Genomic DNA, 17,955 nt, shown 5'->3' on the forward strand with positions numbered 1-17,955 from the left:
TCGGAGGTGGTGAAGCCCAGTTCGTCAACAAACATCATCGGCATGATGACGGCAAACCCGAACAGGGAGAGGGTGTTGATGATACGCACCATGCTGGAGAGCAGAATACTGCGGTTGGTGTAGAGCAGCGTCGCTGCACGGCCCAGCTCGGCGAATTTTTCCCGGGTGGAGAGAGTCTGCATATGCCGTGGCGTTTCCACCTTACGCATAGAGACCAGCGCAATGATCCCGCCGGTTACGCAGAATGCCAGCGCCAGCCACAGGGTGCCCATCTCCCCGATGTGCGGAATGGTAAAGCTCGGAATGTAGCTGCCGAACACGCCGATGCCGATAGAGTAAACCGCCCAGAACCAGCCCAGCGCCGCGCTGGTACTGTCGCTGCGAACGTTATGCACAATGGCGACGATAAAGGCATAGAGGAACAGCGGATAGGCCAGGCCGCGGATCCCGTAGAACAGCAGAATTAATGCGTAATTTGCCTGACCCAGACCAAAAACGAGAAACAGGACGTGGAAAACGCACCACAGGACGAAGCCAATCAGCATGGTTTTTTGCGGGGTGATGATTTCAGCCACCACGCCGGAAATCCATGCGGAGAGCGCCGCCGCGAGACCGTAGAGCGTGAAGGCGAAAGAGGCTTCAGCAGGCGTGAAGCCCAGCGCCTTAATATAGTGCGACAGGAATGCCAGCTCGAAACCATCGCCCGTCATAAAGACCGCGATAGCGATATACCCCCAGACCAGACTCAGGGGTAATCCCAGCCATTGTTTGTTATTTAACGACATATTGACCTCGTTTTTAGGGTACAGGGAACCGCTCCGGCAGCATCGCCGGAGGGTCTTTGCCACAGAATTATGGGTTTCGGTAGTTCAGGTCGTTTTGGTAAAGCGCGTTAAACTGCTGGTAACGCGTCATCAGCGCACGGTGGCGCGCCGGATCGCTGCGCCAGGTTTTATAGACTTCAGGTTTTTCGCACACGGAAGCCAGCGGCTTACCGGCTGCGAGACAGGCCAGCCGTGCAGCCCCCAGCGCACCGCCGGTTTCGCCGCCCTTATGCGTCACCACCGGCATCGCCAGAATATCGGCCAGCAGCTGGGCCCAGAAGGGGCTCCGCGCCCCGCCGCCGACGAGGGAGCACTGTTCAATCTGCGTGCCGCTCTCCTGCAACACGCGAAGGCCATCGGCAATACCGAAGCTGACGCCTTCCAGCACCGCATACCCCATCAGCGCACGCTGGCTGGAGTGCGTTAGCCCCCAGAACATGCCCCGTGCACAGGGATCGTTATGCGGCGTACGTTCCCCGGAAAGGTACGGCAGGAACATCGGCGCGCTCGCTTTCTCCGCATCGCTTAGCTGGGCGATCTCCTCAAGCAATGCCAGCTCCGTGACGCCCACCAGACGGCAAAACCACTGTAGACAACTGGCGGCGCTTAACATCACGCTCATCTGATGCCACAGGTTTGGCAGCACGTGACAGAACGCGTGCACGGCAGACTGGGGCGCCGGACGGTAGGCATCCGTGACCACAAACAGCACGCCGGAGGTGCCCAGCGAAATAAACGCATCGCCCGGCGAAACGGCCCCAACCCCTATCGCGCTGACGGCGTTATCTCCCCCGCCGCCGGCAACGATAACCGAGGGGTTCAGACCCCACCGCTGCGCTACCGCAGGTTCGAGTAGCGCCGAGACCTCACACCCTTCCACCAGCGCAGGCATGGCGGCACGCGACAGCCCACATTTTTCCAGCAGTGCATCCGACCAGTCTCGTTTTCCCACATCCAGCCACAGCGTCCCTGCCGAGTCCGACATATCAGAGATTTTTTTTCCGGTCATTTTGAAGCGCAGATAATCCTTCGGCAGCAGCACGGTGGCGAGACGGCTGAAGTTCTGCGGCTCATGACGGCGCACCCAGAGCAGCTTTGGTGCCGTAAACCCCGGCATTGCCAGGTTCCCCGCCACCTGGTGCAGCTCGGGCGCCATCTCTTCCAGCTCTGCGCACTCCTGCGCGCAGCGGGTGTCATTCCACAGGATGGCCGGACGCAGGGGTTCACCCGCGGCATCCAGCAGTACCGCACCGTGCATCTGTCCGGAAAGGCCAATGGCTTTTATCGCCTGCCAGTGGTGGCCGCACTTCTCCCGGAGGGTGGCAATCAGGTATTCGGTTGCTTCCCACCAGGCTTCCGGCGATTGTTCAGACCAGTGCGGCTTCGGACGCTGTATCGTCAGCGGCGCGCTATGGGTAGCGACAACGCCGTTGTTTTCGTCAATGACCAGCGCCTTTACTTCTGATGTGCCAAGATCGATGCCCAGATACATACCCACCTCTCACTTAATCAGCGCGTAGACGTCAGCGATTTTTTCACGCAGAAGCGCGGCAAAATCTTCCCGGCCGGTCAGATCGCCAAACAGGGCGGTATCGCTGGCATATCGGGCTATCGGATCGTCCGATTCGAACATCGCATGTACCGCAGAGGCGTTGAGGATACCGTCCTGGTATTCATATGGCAGCTTGCCGTGATGCCACTGCTCCATATAGACGTAGAACAGCGCAGGCAGCATAGCGGTAGCGTCAGGACGTACGCCGCGCTGGTAACATTCACGCAGCGTTGGGGCTATCATCGCCGGGATCTTCGAGAACCCGTCGGCCGCGACGCGCTGGTTGGTGTCCTGAATCCAGGGGTTGGTAAAACGCTTAAGCACCACGTCGCGGTAGGCTGGCAGATCGATGCCATTATCTCCCAGGCAGGGAATGACATCTTCCGTCACGTAGCGGTCGGCAATCTTGTAGATAAACTCTGTCAGCGTGCTTTCATGGATATACTGCTGCCCGACCAGAGTACCCGCCCAGGCGATACAGCTATGGGAGGCATTGAGGATGCGGATCTTCGCCTCTTCATAAGGGATGACGGATCCCACCAGCTCCACGCCCACCGTTTCCAGCGCGGGACGAACGTCGCGGAAATTGTCTTCAACCACCCACTGAATAAAGCGTTCCCCCATAACCGGGGCGTTATCGTCTATGCCCGTCCGGGCCTTAATGCGCGCCGGGAGATCGGCCGCCGGACGCGGTGTGATGCGATCCACCATGGTATTCGGACAGGTCGCATTAGCGCTCAGCCAGTCGATGACCCTCTGTTTGCCGCTGAGGGTTAAGAATTCAATCAATCCGTCGTGGAAGCGCTCGCCGTTATGCCGCACGTTGTCACAGTTAAGCAAGGTTACCGGACCCGCTCCGTTCGCCATACGCGCTTCGAGGATGCGGGCAATTGTCCCGTAGATGGTTTTACAGCCGCCCTTAATATCGCTCGCCAGATCGGCATTGGCCACATCCAGCCTGTGGCTGGTATCCAGATAGTAGCCCCCCTCCGTCACGGTAAACGCGATGACCCGAGTCTGCGGGTTCGCCCCTTCGGCAATCAGCGGCTGCAAATCCGCCTGCCACGGGATCAGCGTCTGAATCGAGGCGATCTCTTCATAGTCTCTCTCGCCTTCCGGGCTGACGGTCTCCAGTACATATCGCCCCTTCTGCGCGGCCAGCGCCTGCACCACATGTTCAGCATCGTTGCGTATGTTGCCCGCAGCGATGTGCCAGCGCGTATCGCCGCCGGCAATCAGGCGGTGCAGATACCACGCCTGATGCGCACGATGAAAAGACCCCAGTCCAATATGTAGCCATGTGTATTTCTCGGTCATTGTTCTGTTCTCCAGTGAGGTTATGGCTGAACTGTAGATGATCATTTGATTAAAATAAGAGCTACAGATCACAAAAGAACAAATGACCATTCAAATAACAAATGACCAATAAAGAGCAAACCGCTTGCCTCAGCGCGGAGCACCCGCCAGAATGACAGACAATTGTTGTGGGTGTTGACCGCCCTCAACCCCACTCTTGAGGCAGGTAAACGTGAGCAAAGAAGATGACATCAGGCTCGATCAAAAAGTGCGGGCGGCATGGATGTATTACATCGCCGGGCTTAATCAAAGCGAAATTGCCAGCCAGCTCGGCACATCAAGACCGGTGGTGCAGCGGCTGATTGCCGCCGCGAAAGAGGAAGGCATTGTCTCGATTGGGCTTCATCACCCTGTCGCTAACTGCCTCGATTATGCGCAACTTCTCGCGGAAAAATATCACCTGACCCACTGCAACATTGTGCCCGTCTACCGCAATGAAAGCGCGCTGGATAGCGTGACGTTTGGCTGTTATCAGCTGATGGCCCGCTACCTGCAAGGTGATAAACCCACGGTTGTCGGAATTGGCTCCGGACTGACGCTAAAAAAAACCATCAAGCGTATCGATTTTGACAGCCACAACACCCGCTGTGTCGCCCTGATCAGCGCCATGAACGAGCACGGGCAATGTAACTATTACGATGATGTACCGTTGCTGCTGGCGCGTAAAATTCAGGGAAAATATTACCAGTGGCCGTCGCCGCGCTATGCTCAGTCCAGCGAGGAGCATGAGATGTGGTGCTCAAACCGCCTGTTCCGTAACGTCTGCGCCGTGGCGGATGCGGCCGATGTGATTTTTGTCGGCATCGGGGCGCTGGGCAGGCAGAGCCCTATCTTCAAAGACGGGTTTATCGATGAGGCACAGCTGGAAGAGTTGACCCAGCGCGGTGGCGTTGGCGAAATACTCGGACGCTTTATCGATGCCGACGGCAAGGTCATCGACAGCCAGATTAATCGCTTTATTACCAGCTACGATATTCGCCAGAGCCAGTGTCCACGTATTGCGGCCGCCTGCGGCGAGGATAAACGCCCGGCGATCCTTGCCGCCCTCAAAGGCGGCTGGGTAAACGGTCTGGTGACGGATGAACAGACCGCGCGCTGGCTGCTGACGCGTCAGGGCTAGCCCGTGACGCTCTGGCTGCCAATCAGTTCCGGTGGGATCTCAATACGCCTGACCGAGGTATCACCGGAATCGAGAATTTCAAATACCTTCTCCAGCATCGCCGGGACGTCCTGGCGCACCATGTCGATATCATGTCCCAGCAGAGAGACAAATGGGTCCCAGTCAAAACAACCCATCGGCGGCTGATTTTGGCCGGTCTGCCCGTATTGGGCCAGCCAACGTACCACCCCCTCCAGCGAAATGGTCGAATTGACAAACAGTCCCTTTAGCGCCGTCGATGGCGACGGGAAGATGGCTCTGAGCTGCTCCTCCACGCGCAATGACGAGTATCCGGTGACCAGCAGCTGCTGTTCCGGAACGGTCAGCCCATGGGCCTGATGGGCATCAAGGAACCCGCGCAGGCGCTCTGCGGTGTTGTTATCACTCCGGCGTCCGCCCACGAAGGTCAGCGGAGCCAGCGAACCAAACCGTTTAAAGCTGCTGGCGAGGATCCGCTCTGTCAGCATCTTCGCGCCGCCGTAGTTATCCGAAATGATAGAGGGCGCCAGGGTACCCGGCAGATCAAGATTTAGCGTAGGTACGCCCGCCTGATGACAGAGTTCAGCAATTTTGTCCGGGTGTGTCGCCCCCGTGGCAATGACCCAGTCAACCTGCCAGGAGAGCATGGCACGGGCGGCATCCAGCTCGAGTTCCGGCTGTCGGCGTGTGCAGGTAATAATCGGCAACAGCCCTCTGGCACGCGCCATCTCTTCGAATTTTTCCGCTATAGAGCCGAAATAGCGGTTGTCATATTTCGGCACAATCATGCCGATAACGTTCGATTTCTTGCTGCGCAGCAGGCTTGCCTGACGGTTAACCGCGTAGCCCTGCTCTTGTGCAATGCGGGTTACCTTCTCTGCCAGGCTGGCGCTGATGCGGCGTTTCTTCCAGTTGCCATTCAAAATAGCGCTCACCGCGCTGGCAGAAACGCCGGTGAGTTCCGCCAGATCGTAAATGGTCGTTTTCTTCGTTTTCTCAACGCGCGTCACAAAATCGCCTCTTCATTTTGAATGTCTCTTGCTGGAGAAATAAGCAAGTGCTAGATCTGCTTCATCGATTGAGCAGTTTGCTTCACGCGTCAGTCAGAACCCCCGTTCTTCACGCGAAAGCAGACACACCCTAAAAATCATCTCTGCATAAAGGATTATAAAATGAATCACTCTGTCCCCTCCATGAATAGTTCCCTTCAGGGCAAAGTCGCTGCTATCACTGGCGCCGCCTCAGGTATTGGCCTGGAGTGTGCAAAAACGCTGCTCGGCGCTGGCGCAAAGGTGGTGTTAATCGACCGTGAAGGCGAGAAGCTTCAGCGCATCGTCGCCGAGCTGGGCGAGAACGCGTTTGCCCTGCAAATCGATCTGTTCAAACCCGAGCAAGTCGACGCGATGCTGAGCGACATTGTCGGCCTCGCCGGCGGCCTGGATATTTTTCACGCCAATGCAGGCGCCTACATCGGCGGGCCGGTTGCTGAAGGCGACCCGGACGTCTGGGATCGCGTACTGAACCTGAATATCAACGCCGCCTTCCGCTGCGTTCGCGCCGTACTGCCGCATATGATTGCGCAGAAGTCAGGCGATATTATCTTCACCAGCTCCATTGCGGGCGTGGTGCCGGTTATCTGGGAGCCGATCTACACCGCGTCCAAATTTGCCGTTCAGGCGTTCGTGCATACCACCCGTCGTCAGGTCGCGGAACATGGCGTACGCGTCGGAGCCGTTCTGCCTGGGCCGGTAGTGACGGCTCTGCTCGACGACTGGCCGCAGGCCAAAATGGATGAAGCGCTGGCAAACGGCAGCCTGATGCAGCCGATTGAAGTCGCAGAATCGGTGTTGTTCATGGTGACCCGTTCGAAGAACGTTACCGTCCGGGATCTGGTGATTCTGCCTAACAGCGTCGATCTTTAAGGGCCGCAAGGATGAAGAGTACACCTGAAACCGTTATCGGCGTAGACGTCGGCTCCGGCAGCGTCCGCGCGGGCATTTTCGATCTCAGCGGCAGGCTGCTTTCCCACGCGACGCAGAAAATTGCCACCGTGCACCGCAGCGGAAGCCGCGTGGAGCAGTCCAGCGCCGAGATCTGGCAGGCCATTTGCCGCTGCATCCGCGAGGCGCTGGCGCGCTCCGGGACGACTCCGCAGAGCGTTGCCGGCATCGGGTTTGACGCCACCTGCTCGCTGGTGGTGTTGGACAACAATGGCGAACCGCTGGCGGTCAGCCCTGACGGTGAAGCGGAAAACAATATCATCGTCTGGATGGATCACCGTGCGACAGACCAGGCGGAGCGCATCAACGCCACCCATCATCCGGTGCTGGACTATGTTGGCGGAAAAATATCGCCCGAAATGGAGACGCCCAAGCTGCTGTGGCTGAAAGAAAACCATCGTGAGGTCTACGATCGCGCCTGGCAATTTTTCGATTTGGCCGATTTCCTGACCTGGCGCGCGACGGGCGATGTCACCCGTTCCATCTGTACCGTAACCTGTAAATGGACGTGGCTGGCCCATGAGAATCGCTGGGACCCGGACTATTTCCGCACCGTTGGCCTGGACGAGCTGGCCGGAGAAGATTTTGTCCGCATAGGGCAGCATATTGCCGCCCCCGGCACCCCTTGCGGCGAGGGCTTAACGGAGCAGGCCGCGCGTGAGATGGGCTTGCTGCCAGGCACGCCGGTGGCGGTAGGGTTAATTGATGCCCACGCTGGCGGCATCGGGACGTTGGGCGTTGGCGGCGGCGCGCTGAACAATCTTGCGTATGTCTTTGGCACCTCATCGTGCACCATGACCAGCGCCGAGAGCGCCGTTTTTGTGCCCGGCGTTTGGGGGCCTTATTTTAGCGCGATGGTACCTGGACTGTGGCTGATTGAGGGCGGACAAAGCGCCGCGGGTGCCGCTATCGATCGGTTATTAAGTTTCCATCCTGCCGCACCGCAAGCGCGCCAGCTGGCACAGGAGTCAGACCTGCCGCTGCCGGTTTACCTGGCGGACAGGCTTTTACAGACCTTCGCCACCGCCTCAGAGGCGGTGAACCTGGCAGCAGGACTGCACGTGGTACCCGAATTTCTGGGTAACCGCGCGCCCTTTGCCGATCCCCATGCGCGGGCCACGATCTGCGGGCTGGGCATGGAGAACGATATCAATAACCTGATGGCACTGTATGTGGCCGGTCTGTGTGGTATCGGTTACGGTTTGCGACAAATCATTGACGCCCAGCGTGAATGCGGCGTACAGACCGAAAATATCGTTATCAGCGGCGGCGCGGGCCAGCACCCTTTCGTTCGCCAGCTGCTGGCAGATACCTGCGGGCTGCCGGTGTTAGCGACCCAATGCAGCGAACCGGTATTACTGGGTTCGGCCATTCTCGGGGCGGTGGCGGGAAATATAGCGCCTTCAGTGACCGATGCCATGAAACAATTTACCCACGTGGATAAATATTTCTATCCGCAAGCGAACTTTCAGTCCCTTCATCTGCGTCGATACGAGGCTTATAAGCAGTTACAACAAACTGCGACAGTAATCAGAGAATAAATACACGTCAGTATATTTAGAGAAAAAGACAATAAGAAAACTCACGCCGGAATATTTCCGGTGTGGGCTTACCTGTACGCTACAAACGAGGTCAATATGTCCGAAATAAATAAACAGTGGCTGGGATTGCCGCTGAACCTGCTATGGGGATATCTGGCGATCGCGGTCTTTATGACGGGTGACGGTTTCGAGCTGGCATTCCTGTCGCACTATATTAAATCACTGGGCTTCACGCCTGCTGAAGCCTCTTTCGCCTTCACGCTCTACGGTCTCGCGGCGGCGCTCTCCGCGTGGATCTCCGGCGTGGTGGCTGAAATCATCACCCCGCAAAAAACCATGCTGATTGGCTTCGTCCTGTGGTGCGTTTTCCACGTCCTGTTTCTCGTTTTTGGTCTGGGTCAGGCAAATTACGCATTAATTCTGCTGTTCTATGGGATCCGCGGTCTGGCCTACCCGTTATTTTTGTACGCCTTCATCGTGGTCATTATTCATAATGTGCGTAGCGATAAATCCAGCTCGGCGCTGGGCTGGTACTGGGCGGTTTATTCCGTAGGTATTGGCGTGGCGGGCAGTTATATTCCGAGCTTTACCATTCCGCACATCGGGGAGATGGGCACCCTGTGGCTGGCACTGGCGTTTTGTCTGGCGGGGGGAATCATCGCCATGGTATCCCTGCGCAGCGTCAAAACCCCAACGCACATGCATAATCTCTCCACCCGGGAAAAATTCGCCGAGCTGGGCCGTGCGGCGACGCTGCTCTACACCAACCGCAGTATCCTGCTCTCCAGCATGGTGCGTATCATCAACACCCTCTCCCTGTTCGGGTTTGCCGTCATCATGCCGATGATGTTTGTTGACGAACTGGGCTTCACCACCTCCGAGTGGCTTCAGGTCTGGGCGGTATTCTTCTTCACCACCATCTTCTCGAACGTCTTCTGGGGCGTGGTGGCGGAAAAAATGGGCTGGATGCGGGTGGTGCGCTGGTTTGGCTGCATCGGGATGGCGCTCTCGAGCCTGGCGTTTTACTACATTCCGCAGCACTTCGGGCATAACTTTGCCATGGCGCTGGTCCCGGCCATCGCGCTGGGGATTTTTGTGGCGGCCTTCGTACCGATGGCGGCGGTGTTCCCGGCGCTGGAGCCGCGGCACAAGGGGGCGGCGATTTCGGTGTATAACCTGTCAGCCGGCCTGTCTAACTTCCTTGCGCCGGCGATTGCCGTGGTGCTGCTGCCCTGGTTCAGCACGCTCGGCGTGGTCATCGCCTATACGGTGCTTTATCTGCTGGCTTTTGTTCTGTGTGCCTTTATCCGCGTCACGCAGCCGGGCTTAGAAAAAGCAAATAGCAGCAAGAGAGGGATGGCGGGTCTGCTGAATACTCCTCATCCTGAAACGCTGAAGGAGTAAGCGAGAGAACTTTCCTGCCGGGTCACGCTTATCCCGGCAGGAAGATGCGTGCGATTAGGCAATCGTCACTTTATTGTCCAGATAGACATCCTGAACCGCATTAATCAGCTTCACGCCGTCGGCCATGGATTTTTTAAACGCTTTGCGGCCCAGGATCAGCCCCATTCCGCCGGCGCGTTTGTTAATCACCGCCGTGCGCACCGCGTCGGTCAGATCGGTTTCACCGCCTGCTGCACCGCCGGAGTTAATCAGCCCGGCGCGGCCCATGTAGCAGTTAGCCAGCTGGTAGCGCACCAGATCAATAGGGTTGTCGCTGGTCAGCTTGCTGTAGACGCGGTCGTCGGTATAGCCAAAGTTCACCGCTTTATACCCGCCGTTATTCTCGGCCATTTTCTGTTTCACGATGTCCGCGCCGATGGTTGCCGCCAGGTGATTTGCCTGACCGGTCAGATCCGCTGATACGTGGTAATCCACGCCGTCTTTCTTAAACGCGTTGTTACGCAGATAGGCCCACAATACGGTCACCATCCCCAGCTCGTGCGCGCGCTCAAACGCGGCAGAGATCTCTTCTATCTGCCGACGCGACTGCTCAGAGCCAAAATAGATAGTCGCCCCGACCGCTACCGCACCCATGTTGAACGCCTGTTCGACGCTGGCGTACAGTGTCTGGTCGTATTCGGTTGGGTAGCTCAGGGTTTCGTTGTGATTCAGCTTGACGAGGAACGGAATGCGGTGAGCATAGCGGCGGGAAACGGAGGCCAGCACGCCATAGGTCGATGCCACACAGTTACAGCCCGCTTCAATCGCCAGCTCGACAATGTTTTTCGGGTCAAAGTAGAGCGGGTTAGCAGCAAACGACGCTCCCGCCGAGTGCTCTACGCCCTGGTCAACGGGCAGAATGGAGAGATACCCGGTCCCGCCCAGACGACCGGTATTGTAAAGCGTCTGCATGTTTCGCAGTACGGCAGGCGGACGGTTGTTGTCGACCATGACGCGGTCTACGTAATCATGGCCAGGCAGATAAAGCTGGTCGGCTGGAATGGTCATACAACGATGCTGTAAAAGGCTGTCGGCGTCTTTGCCAAGCAGTTGCGCAATATCAGTCATAGTGATGCTCCCGTAAGTCCGACATGATGTCGGAGCGTGTGATCCAAGCCCACGTTTTGGCAGGCAGACTAAGCCTGGTACCGACTTAACCTATTTTCCACCATTTGCAACTTTTTTAAGCACAATCTGCTGGCTCGTTTCGTGTACAACATTTTTGTTACACTGATCAAACAATCGCCTTAAAGGTATTTAAAAGGTATTATCACATGGTATGTTACATGCGTACCTCTGACATGCAGGATTAAAAAATGAAAACGAAAGTCCAACTGTCATTCATGATGTTCGTTGAATGGTTTATCTGGGGCGCATGGTTTGTGCCGCTGTGGCTGTGGCTGAGTAAGAGCGGGTTTACCGCCGGGGAAATTGGCTGGTCGTACGCCTGTACCGCGATTGCCGCGATCCTCTCTCCCATCCTTGTCGGCTCGCTGACGGACCGTTTCTTCGCCGCCCAGAAAGTGCTGGCCGTGCTGATGTTCGCTGGCGCGATTCTGATGTATTTCGCAGCACAGCAAACCCAGTTCAGCACCTTCTTCCCGCTGCTGCTGGCCTACTCCCTGACCTATATGCCGACCATCGCGCTGACCAACAGCATCGCCTTCGCGAACGTCGATGACGTGGAGGCTGATTTCCCGCGCATCCGCGTGATGGGCACCATCGGCTGGATTGCCTCCGGCCTGGCGTGCGGCTTCCTGCCGCAGATGATGGGCTATAGCGACATCTCTGACACCAATATCCCGCTGCTGATGACCGCTGCCAGCTCCCTTCTGCTTGGCGTCTTCGCGCTGTTCCTGCCGAATACCCCGCCGAAGAGTACCGGCAAGCTGGATTTCAAAGTGATGCTGGGGCTGGATGCGCTGATCCTGCTGCGCGATAAAAACTTCCTGGTGTTCTTCTTCTGCTCGTTCCTGTTCGCCATGCCGCTGGCCTTCTACTATATCTTTGCCAACGGCTATCTCACCGAAGTGGGGATGAAAAACGCCACCGGCTGGATGACCCTCGGCCAGTTCTCTGAAATCTTCTTCATGCTCGCTCTGCCATTCTTTACCAAACGCTTTGGTATTAAGAAGGTCTTGCTGCTGGGCCTGATCACCGCCGCCATTCGCTACGGTTTCTTTGTTTACGGCGGCGCCGAGCAATACTTCACCTACGCCCTGCTGTTCCTCGGCATTCTGCTGCACGGCGTAAGCTATGACTTCTATTACGTCACCGCGTACATCTACGTGGATAAAAAAGCGCCAGTGCACATGCGCAACGCGGCGCAGGGCTTGATCACGCTGTGCTGTCAGGGCTTTGGTAGCCTGCTGGGTTACCGTCTCGGCGGCGTGATGATGGAAAAAATGTTCGCATATAAAGAGCCGGTGAATGGGCTGACCTTCAACTGGGCCGGAATGTGGACGTTTGGTGCAATCATGATTGTGGTGATTGCCGTGCTGTTTATGCTGTTTTTCCGCGAATCGGATAAAGAGATCACCGCAATTGAGGTGGTTGATGGCGATACCGCGCTGACACGAGGGGAAGTTAAATGAAACAAGACCGTATTCTCGGTGCTCTTTACGGGCAGGCGTTAGGGGATGCGATGGGGATGCCGTCGGAGCTGTGGCCGCGCAAGCGGGTGAAAGCGCACTTCGGCTGGATCGACCGTTTCTTACCCGGCCCGGCTGAGAATAATGCCGCCTGTTACTTTAAGCAGGCCGAATTTACGGATGATACGTCGATGGCGCTGTGCCTGGCCGACGCGATTATCGAATGCGACGGGGAAATTAACCCTGACGTTATCGGTAAGCATATTCTGGACTGGGCGCTGGATTTTGACGCGTTCAATAAGAATGTGCTCGGCCCGACCTCCAAAATTGCCCTGAACGCCATCCGTGACGGCAAGCCGGTGAGCCAGCTGGAAAACAACGGCGTCACCAACGGGGCGGCGATGCGCGCCTCCCCGCTGGGATGCCTGCTGCCAGCCACGCGTCTGGCGCACTTTGTGGAACAGGTTGCGTTAGCCTCCAGCCCGACCCATAAATCGGATCTCGCCATCGCCGGTGCGGTGGTGATCGCCTGGGCGGTTTCACGCGCTATCGACGGCGAGCGCTGGCATCACATCGCCGATGCCCTGCCGGGTATTGCCCGTGCGGCGCAGGAGGCGAACACGACCACCTTCAGCGCATCGCTTTCCGCTCGTATTGAGCTGGCCCTGAAAACCGTGCGCGAAGCCAACGGTACCGAGTCCGCCAGCGAGCAGATCTATCAGCTTATTGGCGCGGGCACGAGCACCCTTGAGTCCGTTCCGGCGGCGATTGCGATGGTCGAACTCGCGGGTACCGATCCGAACCGCTGCGCGGTGTTATGCGCCAACCTGGGCGGTGATACTGACACTATCGGCGCGATGGCAACGGCCATCTGCGGCGCGCTGCACGGTGTACAGGCCATTGATCCGGCACTCAAAAACGAACTTGATGCCGTAAACCGGCTCGATTTCGGCCACTACTGCGAAAAACTGCTGCACTTCCGGGAGCAAAGGGAGGGCGTATGAGTGCTTTTGCCCGCCGTCTCGAAACCCTTCACGCCACGCGCCCCGTAACGGTACTCGGCGCGGCGGTTATCGACGTGATTGCCGACGCCTACGCCCTGCCCTGGCGCGGGTGTGATATCGAGCTGAAGCAACAGGGAGTGAATATTGGCGGCTGCGCGCTGAATATCGCCATCGCCCTGAAGCGGCTCGGCATTGCTGCGCAAAACGCCCTTCCCGTCGGCCACGGCGTGTGGGCCGATATTATCCGTAACGCCATGGCGAAGCAGGATCTGCACAGCGCCGTGGAAGCGGAAATGGGCGATAACGGCTGGTGCCTGGCGCTGGTGGAGCCTGACGGTGAACGGACCTTTATGTCGTTTAGCGGCGTGGAGAACCAGTGGCAGCAGCGCTGGCTGGACGGGTTAAGCGTGCCGGCAGGGAGCCTGATCTCTTTGTCCGGCTACCAGCTGGCGTCCCCCAGCGGTGAGCTGCTGACGGCCTGGCTGGAAAGTCTTCAGGATGCGACGCTCTTTATCGATTTCGGTCCGCGCATCGCGGATATTCCCGACCCGCTGATGGCGCGGATCATGGCCTGCAAACCAATCGTCTCGCTCAATCGTCAGGAGGCGGAACTTGCCGCCGAATGGCTTGGCGTAAACGTGGAAGAGCTCGGCACACGGTGGCAGCAGAGGTTTGGCGCTGCGCTGATCGTACGCCATGATAAAGACGGGGCGGTCTGGTACGACGGTGACGCTTCCGGACACGTTCCGGCGTTTCCTGCTACCGTGGTCGATACCATCGGCGCGGGTGACAGCCATGCGGGAGGTACCCTTGCCGGGCTGGCCGCGGGATGGTCACTGCCAGAGGCGGTGCAGCTTGGCAATGCCGTAGCCGCCTGGGTAGTCAGCCATCGCGGTGGCGACTGCGCGCCCACGCGCGAGGTCCTACTCCTCGCACACAAAGACGTATAGGTCGCTGCGGCAGTAGCTGATGCTGTACTCAATTGGCCGGTGCTGTTGATCGAGCGCGACTTGCTTGATCACCAGCACCGGTATCTTATCGTCCATCTTGATATGCGCCTGAAACTCGCTGTCCGGCATCCGGGCGCTGACGCGGGAACGGGTGCGCTGCGGAAAGATATTCTGGCTGCGGAAGTAATCGTAAAGCGAGACGCCGATGTCGTCCGGATTGGGGATTAATCCTACCGGTACCCAGGACTCCTCTATTGATACCGCATCGTCATCCACGTAGCGGATGCGCTTAAGCAGAAATACATCGCTGTCCGGCGCAAGGGAAAGGTGGCGGGCGATCTCCTCCGGACATTTCACGACGCGTTTATTAACCCACAGCGTGTTGGGCGTTTTGCCCCGCAGCACCACCTGCTGAGAAAACCCGCGCGCCTCTTTTAGCGAATATTCAAAGATATTGTTGATTTGCGTACCGTATCCACGCGCGCGGGTGACGACGCCGGCCTCTTCCAGCGCCTGCATCGCTTTACGCACCGTAATGCGCGACACACCGGCCAGCTGGCTCAGATCGCGCTCGCCCGGCAAAATATTACCGTGCGCGAGCACGCCGCTGCGTACCGCGTTTTTAACCGTTTCGGCAAATTTCAGGTACAACGGCGTGTTGTCCGGTGCGGCAATTCGTTCCTTGAGTTGAGCAATTAACCGGGTATGCGCTTGTTCCATCTCTGTTTTTCTCTGGCATAAGGTTTTATGCCAGTATACGGCTTACCACCATGCATGAAAATGGTGAACCGGCCCAATACCGTGACCCACTTCCAGAGAATCGGCTTTTGCCAGCGCGCACGAGAGCCAGATCTTCGCCTCCTGCACCGTATCCGCCCAGTTCGCGTTTCGGGGACGCAGCGCCGCCAGCGCCGCCGAGAGCGTACATCCCGTGCCGTGGGTGTTTTTGGTCTGTACCCGCGGGGCGGTGAAACGTTGAGCGCCATCGCGGGTGAAGAGCCAGTCCGGGCTTTCTGCATCATCAAGATGACCGCCTTTCATCAGCACCGCGCTGCATCCCATCGCCAGCAGCGCATTGCCCTGCTCTTTCATCTCACGTTCGTTTTGCGCGTGTGACGCATCCAGCAGCGCGGCGGCTTCAGGGAGGTTTGGCGTGATCAGCGCCACCTGCGGCAGCAGCTTTTTACGCAGGGTGTCGACGGCAGAGGCGGAGAGCAACGGATCGCCGCTTTTGGCCAGCATCACGGTATCGAGCACCACGTTTTTTATCTGATAACGTTTGAGACGTTCAGCGACCGCTTCAACAATGTCCGCCTCTGCAAGCATGCCGATTTTGGTGGTGTCGATGCGTACATCGCTGAATACCGAATCCAGCTGTGCGGCGACAAAATCCGGCTCAATACGATATACCGACTGTACACCGCGCGTGTTTTGCGCCACCAGCGCGGTGATAACCGAGCATCCGTAAGCGCCGAGCGCAGAGAAGGTTTTCAGGTCTGCCTGGATCCCCGCTCCGCCGCTGGGATCGGTTCCCGCAATAGTCAAGGCATTAATGCGTGTCATACCAGCTCCTCCAGCGCGTAAAGCGCATCCAGAAACGCCGGGGCAAAGCTGCCGGGGCCCCGGCTGTGAGTCAGTGCAGCTGACCCTGCGCGCTTCATAAAGCCGCAGGCTGCCGTCGCATTATCAAGTCTGTCGCCAGGCAGCGAACAGCAGGCGGCGACGACCGCAGAGAGCGCACAGCCTGTTCCCACCACGCGGGTCATCAGCGGGTCGCCGCCCGCGACCGTACGGGTTCGCTGACCATCAGTGATATGATCCACTTCTCCTGTGACGACCACAACGGCATGGGTCTGGCGGGCGAGCGTCTGCGCAGCGGTCAACGCGCTCGCCGCCGTATCGGTGGAATCAACCCCGCGCCCGCCCGCACTCATTCCGGCAAGGGCGAGGATTTCGGAGGCGTTTCCACGAATGGCCGCAGGTTTGAGGGACAATATTTGCTGGCAAAATCGGGTGCGATACGCCAGCGCGCCAACCGCAACCGGATCCAGAACCCAGGGCGTACCCGCGGCTACCGCGCTCTCAATGGCCCGACGCATCGACTGGGCGCGCGGCGCGGTGAGTGTACCCACGTTGATGAGCAGAGCATCGGCAAGCGCGGCAAACTGTTCCGCTTCCTCGGCTTCGATCACCATTGCCGGGGAAGCACCCAGCGCGAGCAAAACGTTGGCGGTGAAGGTCTGCACGACATCGTTGGTCATACAGTGCGTGAGCGGGGAACGGGTTCGGAATTGATGTAAAACGTGTGAGTCGAGCAGGTCAGGCTGCATGGTTTCGCTCCTGCCGTGCGTGAAGAAGCGATGACCGGGTAGGCATCTGACTTCCCTACGCTGGCATTATCCAGATCAGGTAATACGGGTATTTCTCAGCCTTCACAAAGAAGGGCACCCCGAGTCAAATTAATTACAATACAATCAGTTACATAAAAAGAATATGTAGGTACTTAGTGTAACCGTGGCCATAGGCAGGGCGCAAGATGTTTCGTTTTATCAAAGCAGGTATTACACCTGAAATCCGCAAACTATATAAAGAATGTCTTCTTTAACTCCCCTGTTCTGAATCTCACCAGGTACAACATATATAGCCACATAATACTGACAGTAACTATCTCAACAATTATGAAAAAGAGAACCCTTCGCCTGATCATCATTCTGCACACCAGACGCCCAGCTTTTCCAACACCCTCCCATTTAAAACTTACGTTACGTTCTCCTGATACTTTTCTGGTTTTTTTTCACCTCAAAACTTACTGATTCAATGTAAACTTTCAGTTTCACACACTAATACTTTCAAATGAAACCATATCCCAAAACTAACAAACGAGTACATTTAAAGAACATTAAAATCAAATTGAAATAAAATTTCATTTTTATCATCAAGTTAAATATAGAGACTAAAACAATCATCAGCAACCTTTTGTTTTTAATAGAAAAAAAATAAAACACACGTACCTTATCCACTTTTAATCATTCAAATAAATCTTGATTTAAATCAATATTTTTAGGTGCAAAATAACTATAGTTCAGCAATGAAATTAAATAAATACAAAAACCCTTAAATACTTAAACTTACCCGTTTTGCTCTGCACAACCAAACGTAAGCCATAACGCTAATGTGATTTTTTCTTTCTAATGATGTGAGCCTTTTAAATGAAATTCTTCAACAAAGCAGTAATCGCTGTCATTGGTACTCTGTTTGCCAGTATCGTTGATAATGCTAATGCTGCGTCTGCTGTTCTGTATGATCAAAATAACCCTGCTTCAGGTTTTCACCTTAATGGTACAGATAACCGTGTATATGATTTAGATGTTGTTGAGAGTGATAATAATCGCCAGGCTATCCAGATTTACAACCTGCAAGGCGATCGCGAAAAACTGCAATCCTCAATTGATTCCACTAATACTAACGTAGCGGGTAATACGTCATTACTGAACCAGACGATTACTAATGTGAATAACATCAATGCAGATCTGCAAGCTAAGGAAGGTGCGAACAA

The 17,955-nt window shown here is 56.5% G+C and carries 16 protein-coding genes and 1 riboswitch; of the genes, 8 read left to right on the top strand and 8 right to left on the bottom strand.

Annotated features, from left to right (window positions below):
* The 3 genes from IPZ49_RS21355 to dalD all read right to left on the bottom strand — a co-directional run.
* Positions 1 to 785, bottom strand: a 785-nt coding sequence (locus IPZ49_RS21355; protein ID WP_193762870.1) for an MFS transporter, incomplete at its 3' end; no start/stop codon positions are given.
* Between the two features lie 67 nt (positions 786 to 852).
* Positions 853 to 2,316, bottom strand: coding sequence for a xylulokinase (xylB, locus tag IPZ49_RS21360; protein WP_015572354.1), 1,464 nt, complete (start codon positions 2,314 to 2,316; stop codon positions 853 to 855).
* 9 nt (positions 2,317 to 2,325) lie between these two features.
* Positions 2,326 to 3,693 (bottom strand): D-arabinitol 4-dehydrogenase, encoded by a 1,368-nt coding sequence (gene dalD, locus IPZ49_RS21365; RefSeq protein ID WP_032104897.1) that lies wholly within the window; start codon positions 3,691 to 3,693, stop codon positions 2,326 to 2,328.
* A gap of 211 nt (positions 3,694 to 3,904) precedes the next feature.
* On the opposite strand from dalD, the gene IPZ49_RS21370 reads away from it, so the two are divergent.
* On the top strand, positions 3,905 to 4,852 hold the full coding sequence (locus tag IPZ49_RS21370) for a sugar-binding transcriptional regulator (RefSeq protein ID WP_063932892.1): 948 nt from the start codon (positions 3,905 to 3,907) through the stop codon (positions 4,850 to 4,852).
* On the opposite strand, the gene IPZ49_RS21375 is transcribed toward IPZ49_RS21370, so the two are convergent.
* Positions 4,849 to 5,880, bottom strand: coding sequence for a substrate-binding domain-containing protein (locus IPZ49_RS21375; protein WP_063932893.1), 1,032 nt, complete (start codon positions 5,878 to 5,880; stop codon positions 4,849 to 4,851). The genes IPZ49_RS21370 and IPZ49_RS21375 overlap by 4 nt on opposite strands.
* A 162-nt stretch (positions 5,881 to 6,042) precedes the next feature.
* On the opposite strand from IPZ49_RS21375, the gene IPZ49_RS21380 reads away from it, so the two are divergent.
* The 3 genes from IPZ49_RS21380 (at position 6,043) to IPZ49_RS21390 (ending at position 9,815) form a co-directional block, all read left to right on the top strand.
* A complete protein-coding gene (locus IPZ49_RS21380; protein WP_161799062.1) occupies positions 6,043 to 6,792 on the top strand; it encodes an SDR family oxidoreductase in 750 nt (249 codons plus the stop codon).
* Between the two features lie 11 nt (positions 6,793 to 6,803).
* On the top strand, positions 6,804 to 8,411 hold the full coding sequence (locus IPZ49_RS21385; protein ID WP_063932894.1) for an FGGY-family carbohydrate kinase: 1,608 nt from the start codon (positions 6,804 to 6,806) through the stop codon (positions 8,409 to 8,411).
* A gap of 96 nt (positions 8,412 to 8,507) precedes the next feature.
* The gene (locus tag IPZ49_RS21390; RefSeq protein ID WP_106105157.1) at positions 8,508 to 9,815 is read left to right on the top strand and encodes an RbtT/DalT/CsbX family MFS transporter; all 1,308 of its coding nucleotides are present in this window, start codon (positions 8,508 to 8,510) and stop codon (positions 9,813 to 9,815) included.
* 54 nt (positions 9,816 to 9,869) lie between these two features.
* On the opposite strand, the gene fbaB is transcribed toward IPZ49_RS21390, so the two are convergent.
* A complete protein-coding gene (fbaB, locus tag IPZ49_RS21395) occupies positions 9,870 to 10,922 on the bottom strand; it encodes a class I fructose-bisphosphate aldolase (RefSeq protein ID WP_015572352.1) in 1,053 nt (350 codons plus the stop codon).
* 248 nt (positions 10,923 to 11,170) lie between these two features.
* On the opposite strand from fbaB, the gene IPZ49_RS21400 reads away from it, so the two are divergent.
* Genes IPZ49_RS21400 through IPZ49_RS21410 form a run of 3 tightly spaced genes read left to right on the top strand, consistent with a single transcriptional unit; the run spans position 11,171 to position 14,399 of the window.
* Positions 11,171 to 12,448: a nucleoside permease gene (locus IPZ49_RS21400; RefSeq protein WP_003859236.1), complete on the top strand. Its 1,278-nt coding sequence runs from the start codon at positions 11,171 to 11,173 to the stop codon at positions 12,446 to 12,448.
* Positions 12,445 to 13,449 (top strand): ADP-ribosylglycohydrolase family protein, encoded by a 1,005-nt coding sequence (locus IPZ49_RS21405; protein WP_015572351.1) that lies wholly within the window; start codon positions 12,445 to 12,447, stop codon positions 13,447 to 13,449. Before IPZ49_RS21400 ends, IPZ49_RS21405 begins: the two co-directional genes overlap by 4 nt.
* Positions 13,446 to 14,399 carry a PfkB family carbohydrate kinase gene (locus IPZ49_RS21410; protein ID WP_063932870.1) on the top strand — a complete coding sequence of 318 codons (954 nt, stop codon included), beginning with the start codon at positions 13,446 to 13,448 and terminating at the stop codon, positions 14,397 to 14,399. The genes IPZ49_RS21405 and IPZ49_RS21410 overlap by 4 nt, the downstream gene beginning before the upstream one ends.
* Here the strand turns inward: IPZ49_RS21410 and IPZ49_RS21415 are convergent.
* Genes IPZ49_RS21415 through thiM form a run of 3 tightly spaced genes read right to left on the bottom strand, consistent with a single transcriptional unit; the run spans position 14,373 to position 16,729 of the window.
* Entirely contained in the window at positions 14,373 to 15,119 is a 747-nt protein-coding gene (locus IPZ49_RS21415; protein ID WP_003859242.1) for a GntR family transcriptional regulator, read from the bottom strand. The genes IPZ49_RS21410 and IPZ49_RS21415 overlap by 27 nt on opposite strands.
* A 42-nt stretch (positions 15,120 to 15,161) precedes the next feature.
* Positions 15,162 to 15,962: a bifunctional hydroxymethylpyrimidine kinase/phosphomethylpyrimidine kinase gene (thiD, locus tag IPZ49_RS21420; RefSeq protein WP_017383356.1), complete on the bottom strand. Its 801-nt coding sequence runs from the start codon at positions 15,960 to 15,962 to the stop codon at positions 15,162 to 15,164.
* Entirely contained in the window at positions 15,959 to 16,729 is a 771-nt protein-coding gene (thiM, locus tag IPZ49_RS21425; RefSeq protein WP_017693063.1) for a hydroxyethylthiazole kinase, read from the bottom strand. The genes thiD and thiM overlap by 4 nt, the downstream gene beginning before the upstream one ends.
* A 35-nt stretch (positions 16,730 to 16,764) precedes the next feature.
* A riboswitch (TPP riboswitch) is annotated at positions 16,765 to 16,861 on the bottom strand.
* A 747-nt stretch (positions 16,862 to 17,608) separates the two neighbouring features.
* Here thiM and IPZ49_RS21430 point away from each other — a divergent pair.
* On the top strand, positions 17,609 to 17,955 hold a 347-nt coding region (locus IPZ49_RS21430), incomplete at its 3' end, for a hypothetical protein (RefSeq protein WP_193762871.1).

This window comes from Enterobacter cloacae complex sp. S2, assembly GCF_015159675.1.
Taxonomy (GTDB): Bacteria; Pseudomonadota; Gammaproteobacteria; order Enterobacterales; family Enterobacteriaceae; genus Enterobacter; species Enterobacter intestinihominis.

What these genes read in the sequence shown, in the direction of transcription:
- xylB (WP_015572354.1), bottom strand. Translation starts at nt 2,316, where the DNA reads ATGTATCTGGGCATCGATCTTGGCACATCAGAAGTAAAGGCGCTGGTC.
- dalD (WP_032104897.1), bottom strand. Translation starts at nt 3,693, where the DNA reads ATGACCGAGAAATACACATGGCTACATATTGGACTGGGGTCTTTTCAT.
- IPZ49_RS21380 (WP_161799062.1), top strand. Translation starts at nt 6,043, where the DNA reads ATGAATCACTCTGTCCCCTCCATGAATAGTTCCCTTCAGGGCAAAGTC.
- IPZ49_RS21385 (WP_063932894.1), top strand. Translation starts at nt 6,804, where the DNA reads ATGAAGAGTACACCTGAAACCGTTATCGGCGTAGACGTCGGCTCCGGC.
- IPZ49_RS21390 (WP_106105157.1), top strand. Translation starts at nt 8,508, where the DNA reads ATGTCCGAAATAAATAAACAGTGGCTGGGATTGCCGCTGAACCTGCTA.
- fbaB (WP_015572352.1), bottom strand. Translation starts at nt 10,922, where the DNA reads ATGACTGATATTGCGCAACTGCTTGGCAAAGACGCCGACAGCCTTTTA.
- IPZ49_RS21400 (WP_003859236.1), top strand. Translation starts at nt 11,171, where the DNA reads ATGAAAACGAAAGTCCAACTGTCATTCATGATGTTCGTTGAATGGTTT.
- IPZ49_RS21405 (WP_015572351.1), top strand. Translation starts at nt 12,445, where the DNA reads ATGAAACAAGACCGTATTCTCGGTGCTCTTTACGGGCAGGCGTTAGGG.
- IPZ49_RS21410 (WP_063932870.1), top strand. Translation starts at nt 13,446, where the DNA reads ATGAGTGCTTTTGCCCGCCGTCTCGAAACCCTTCACGCCACGCGCCCC.
- IPZ49_RS21415 (WP_003859242.1), bottom strand. Translation starts at nt 15,119, where the DNA reads ATGGAACAAGCGCATACCCGGTTAATTGCTCAACTCAAGGAACGAATT.
- thiD (WP_017383356.1), bottom strand. Translation starts at nt 15,962, where the DNA reads ATGACACGCATTAATGCCTTGACTATTGCGGGAACCGATCCCAGCGGC.
- thiM (WP_017693063.1), bottom strand. Translation starts at nt 16,729, where the DNA reads ATGCAGCCTGACCTGCTCGACTCACACGTTTTACATCAATTCCGAACC.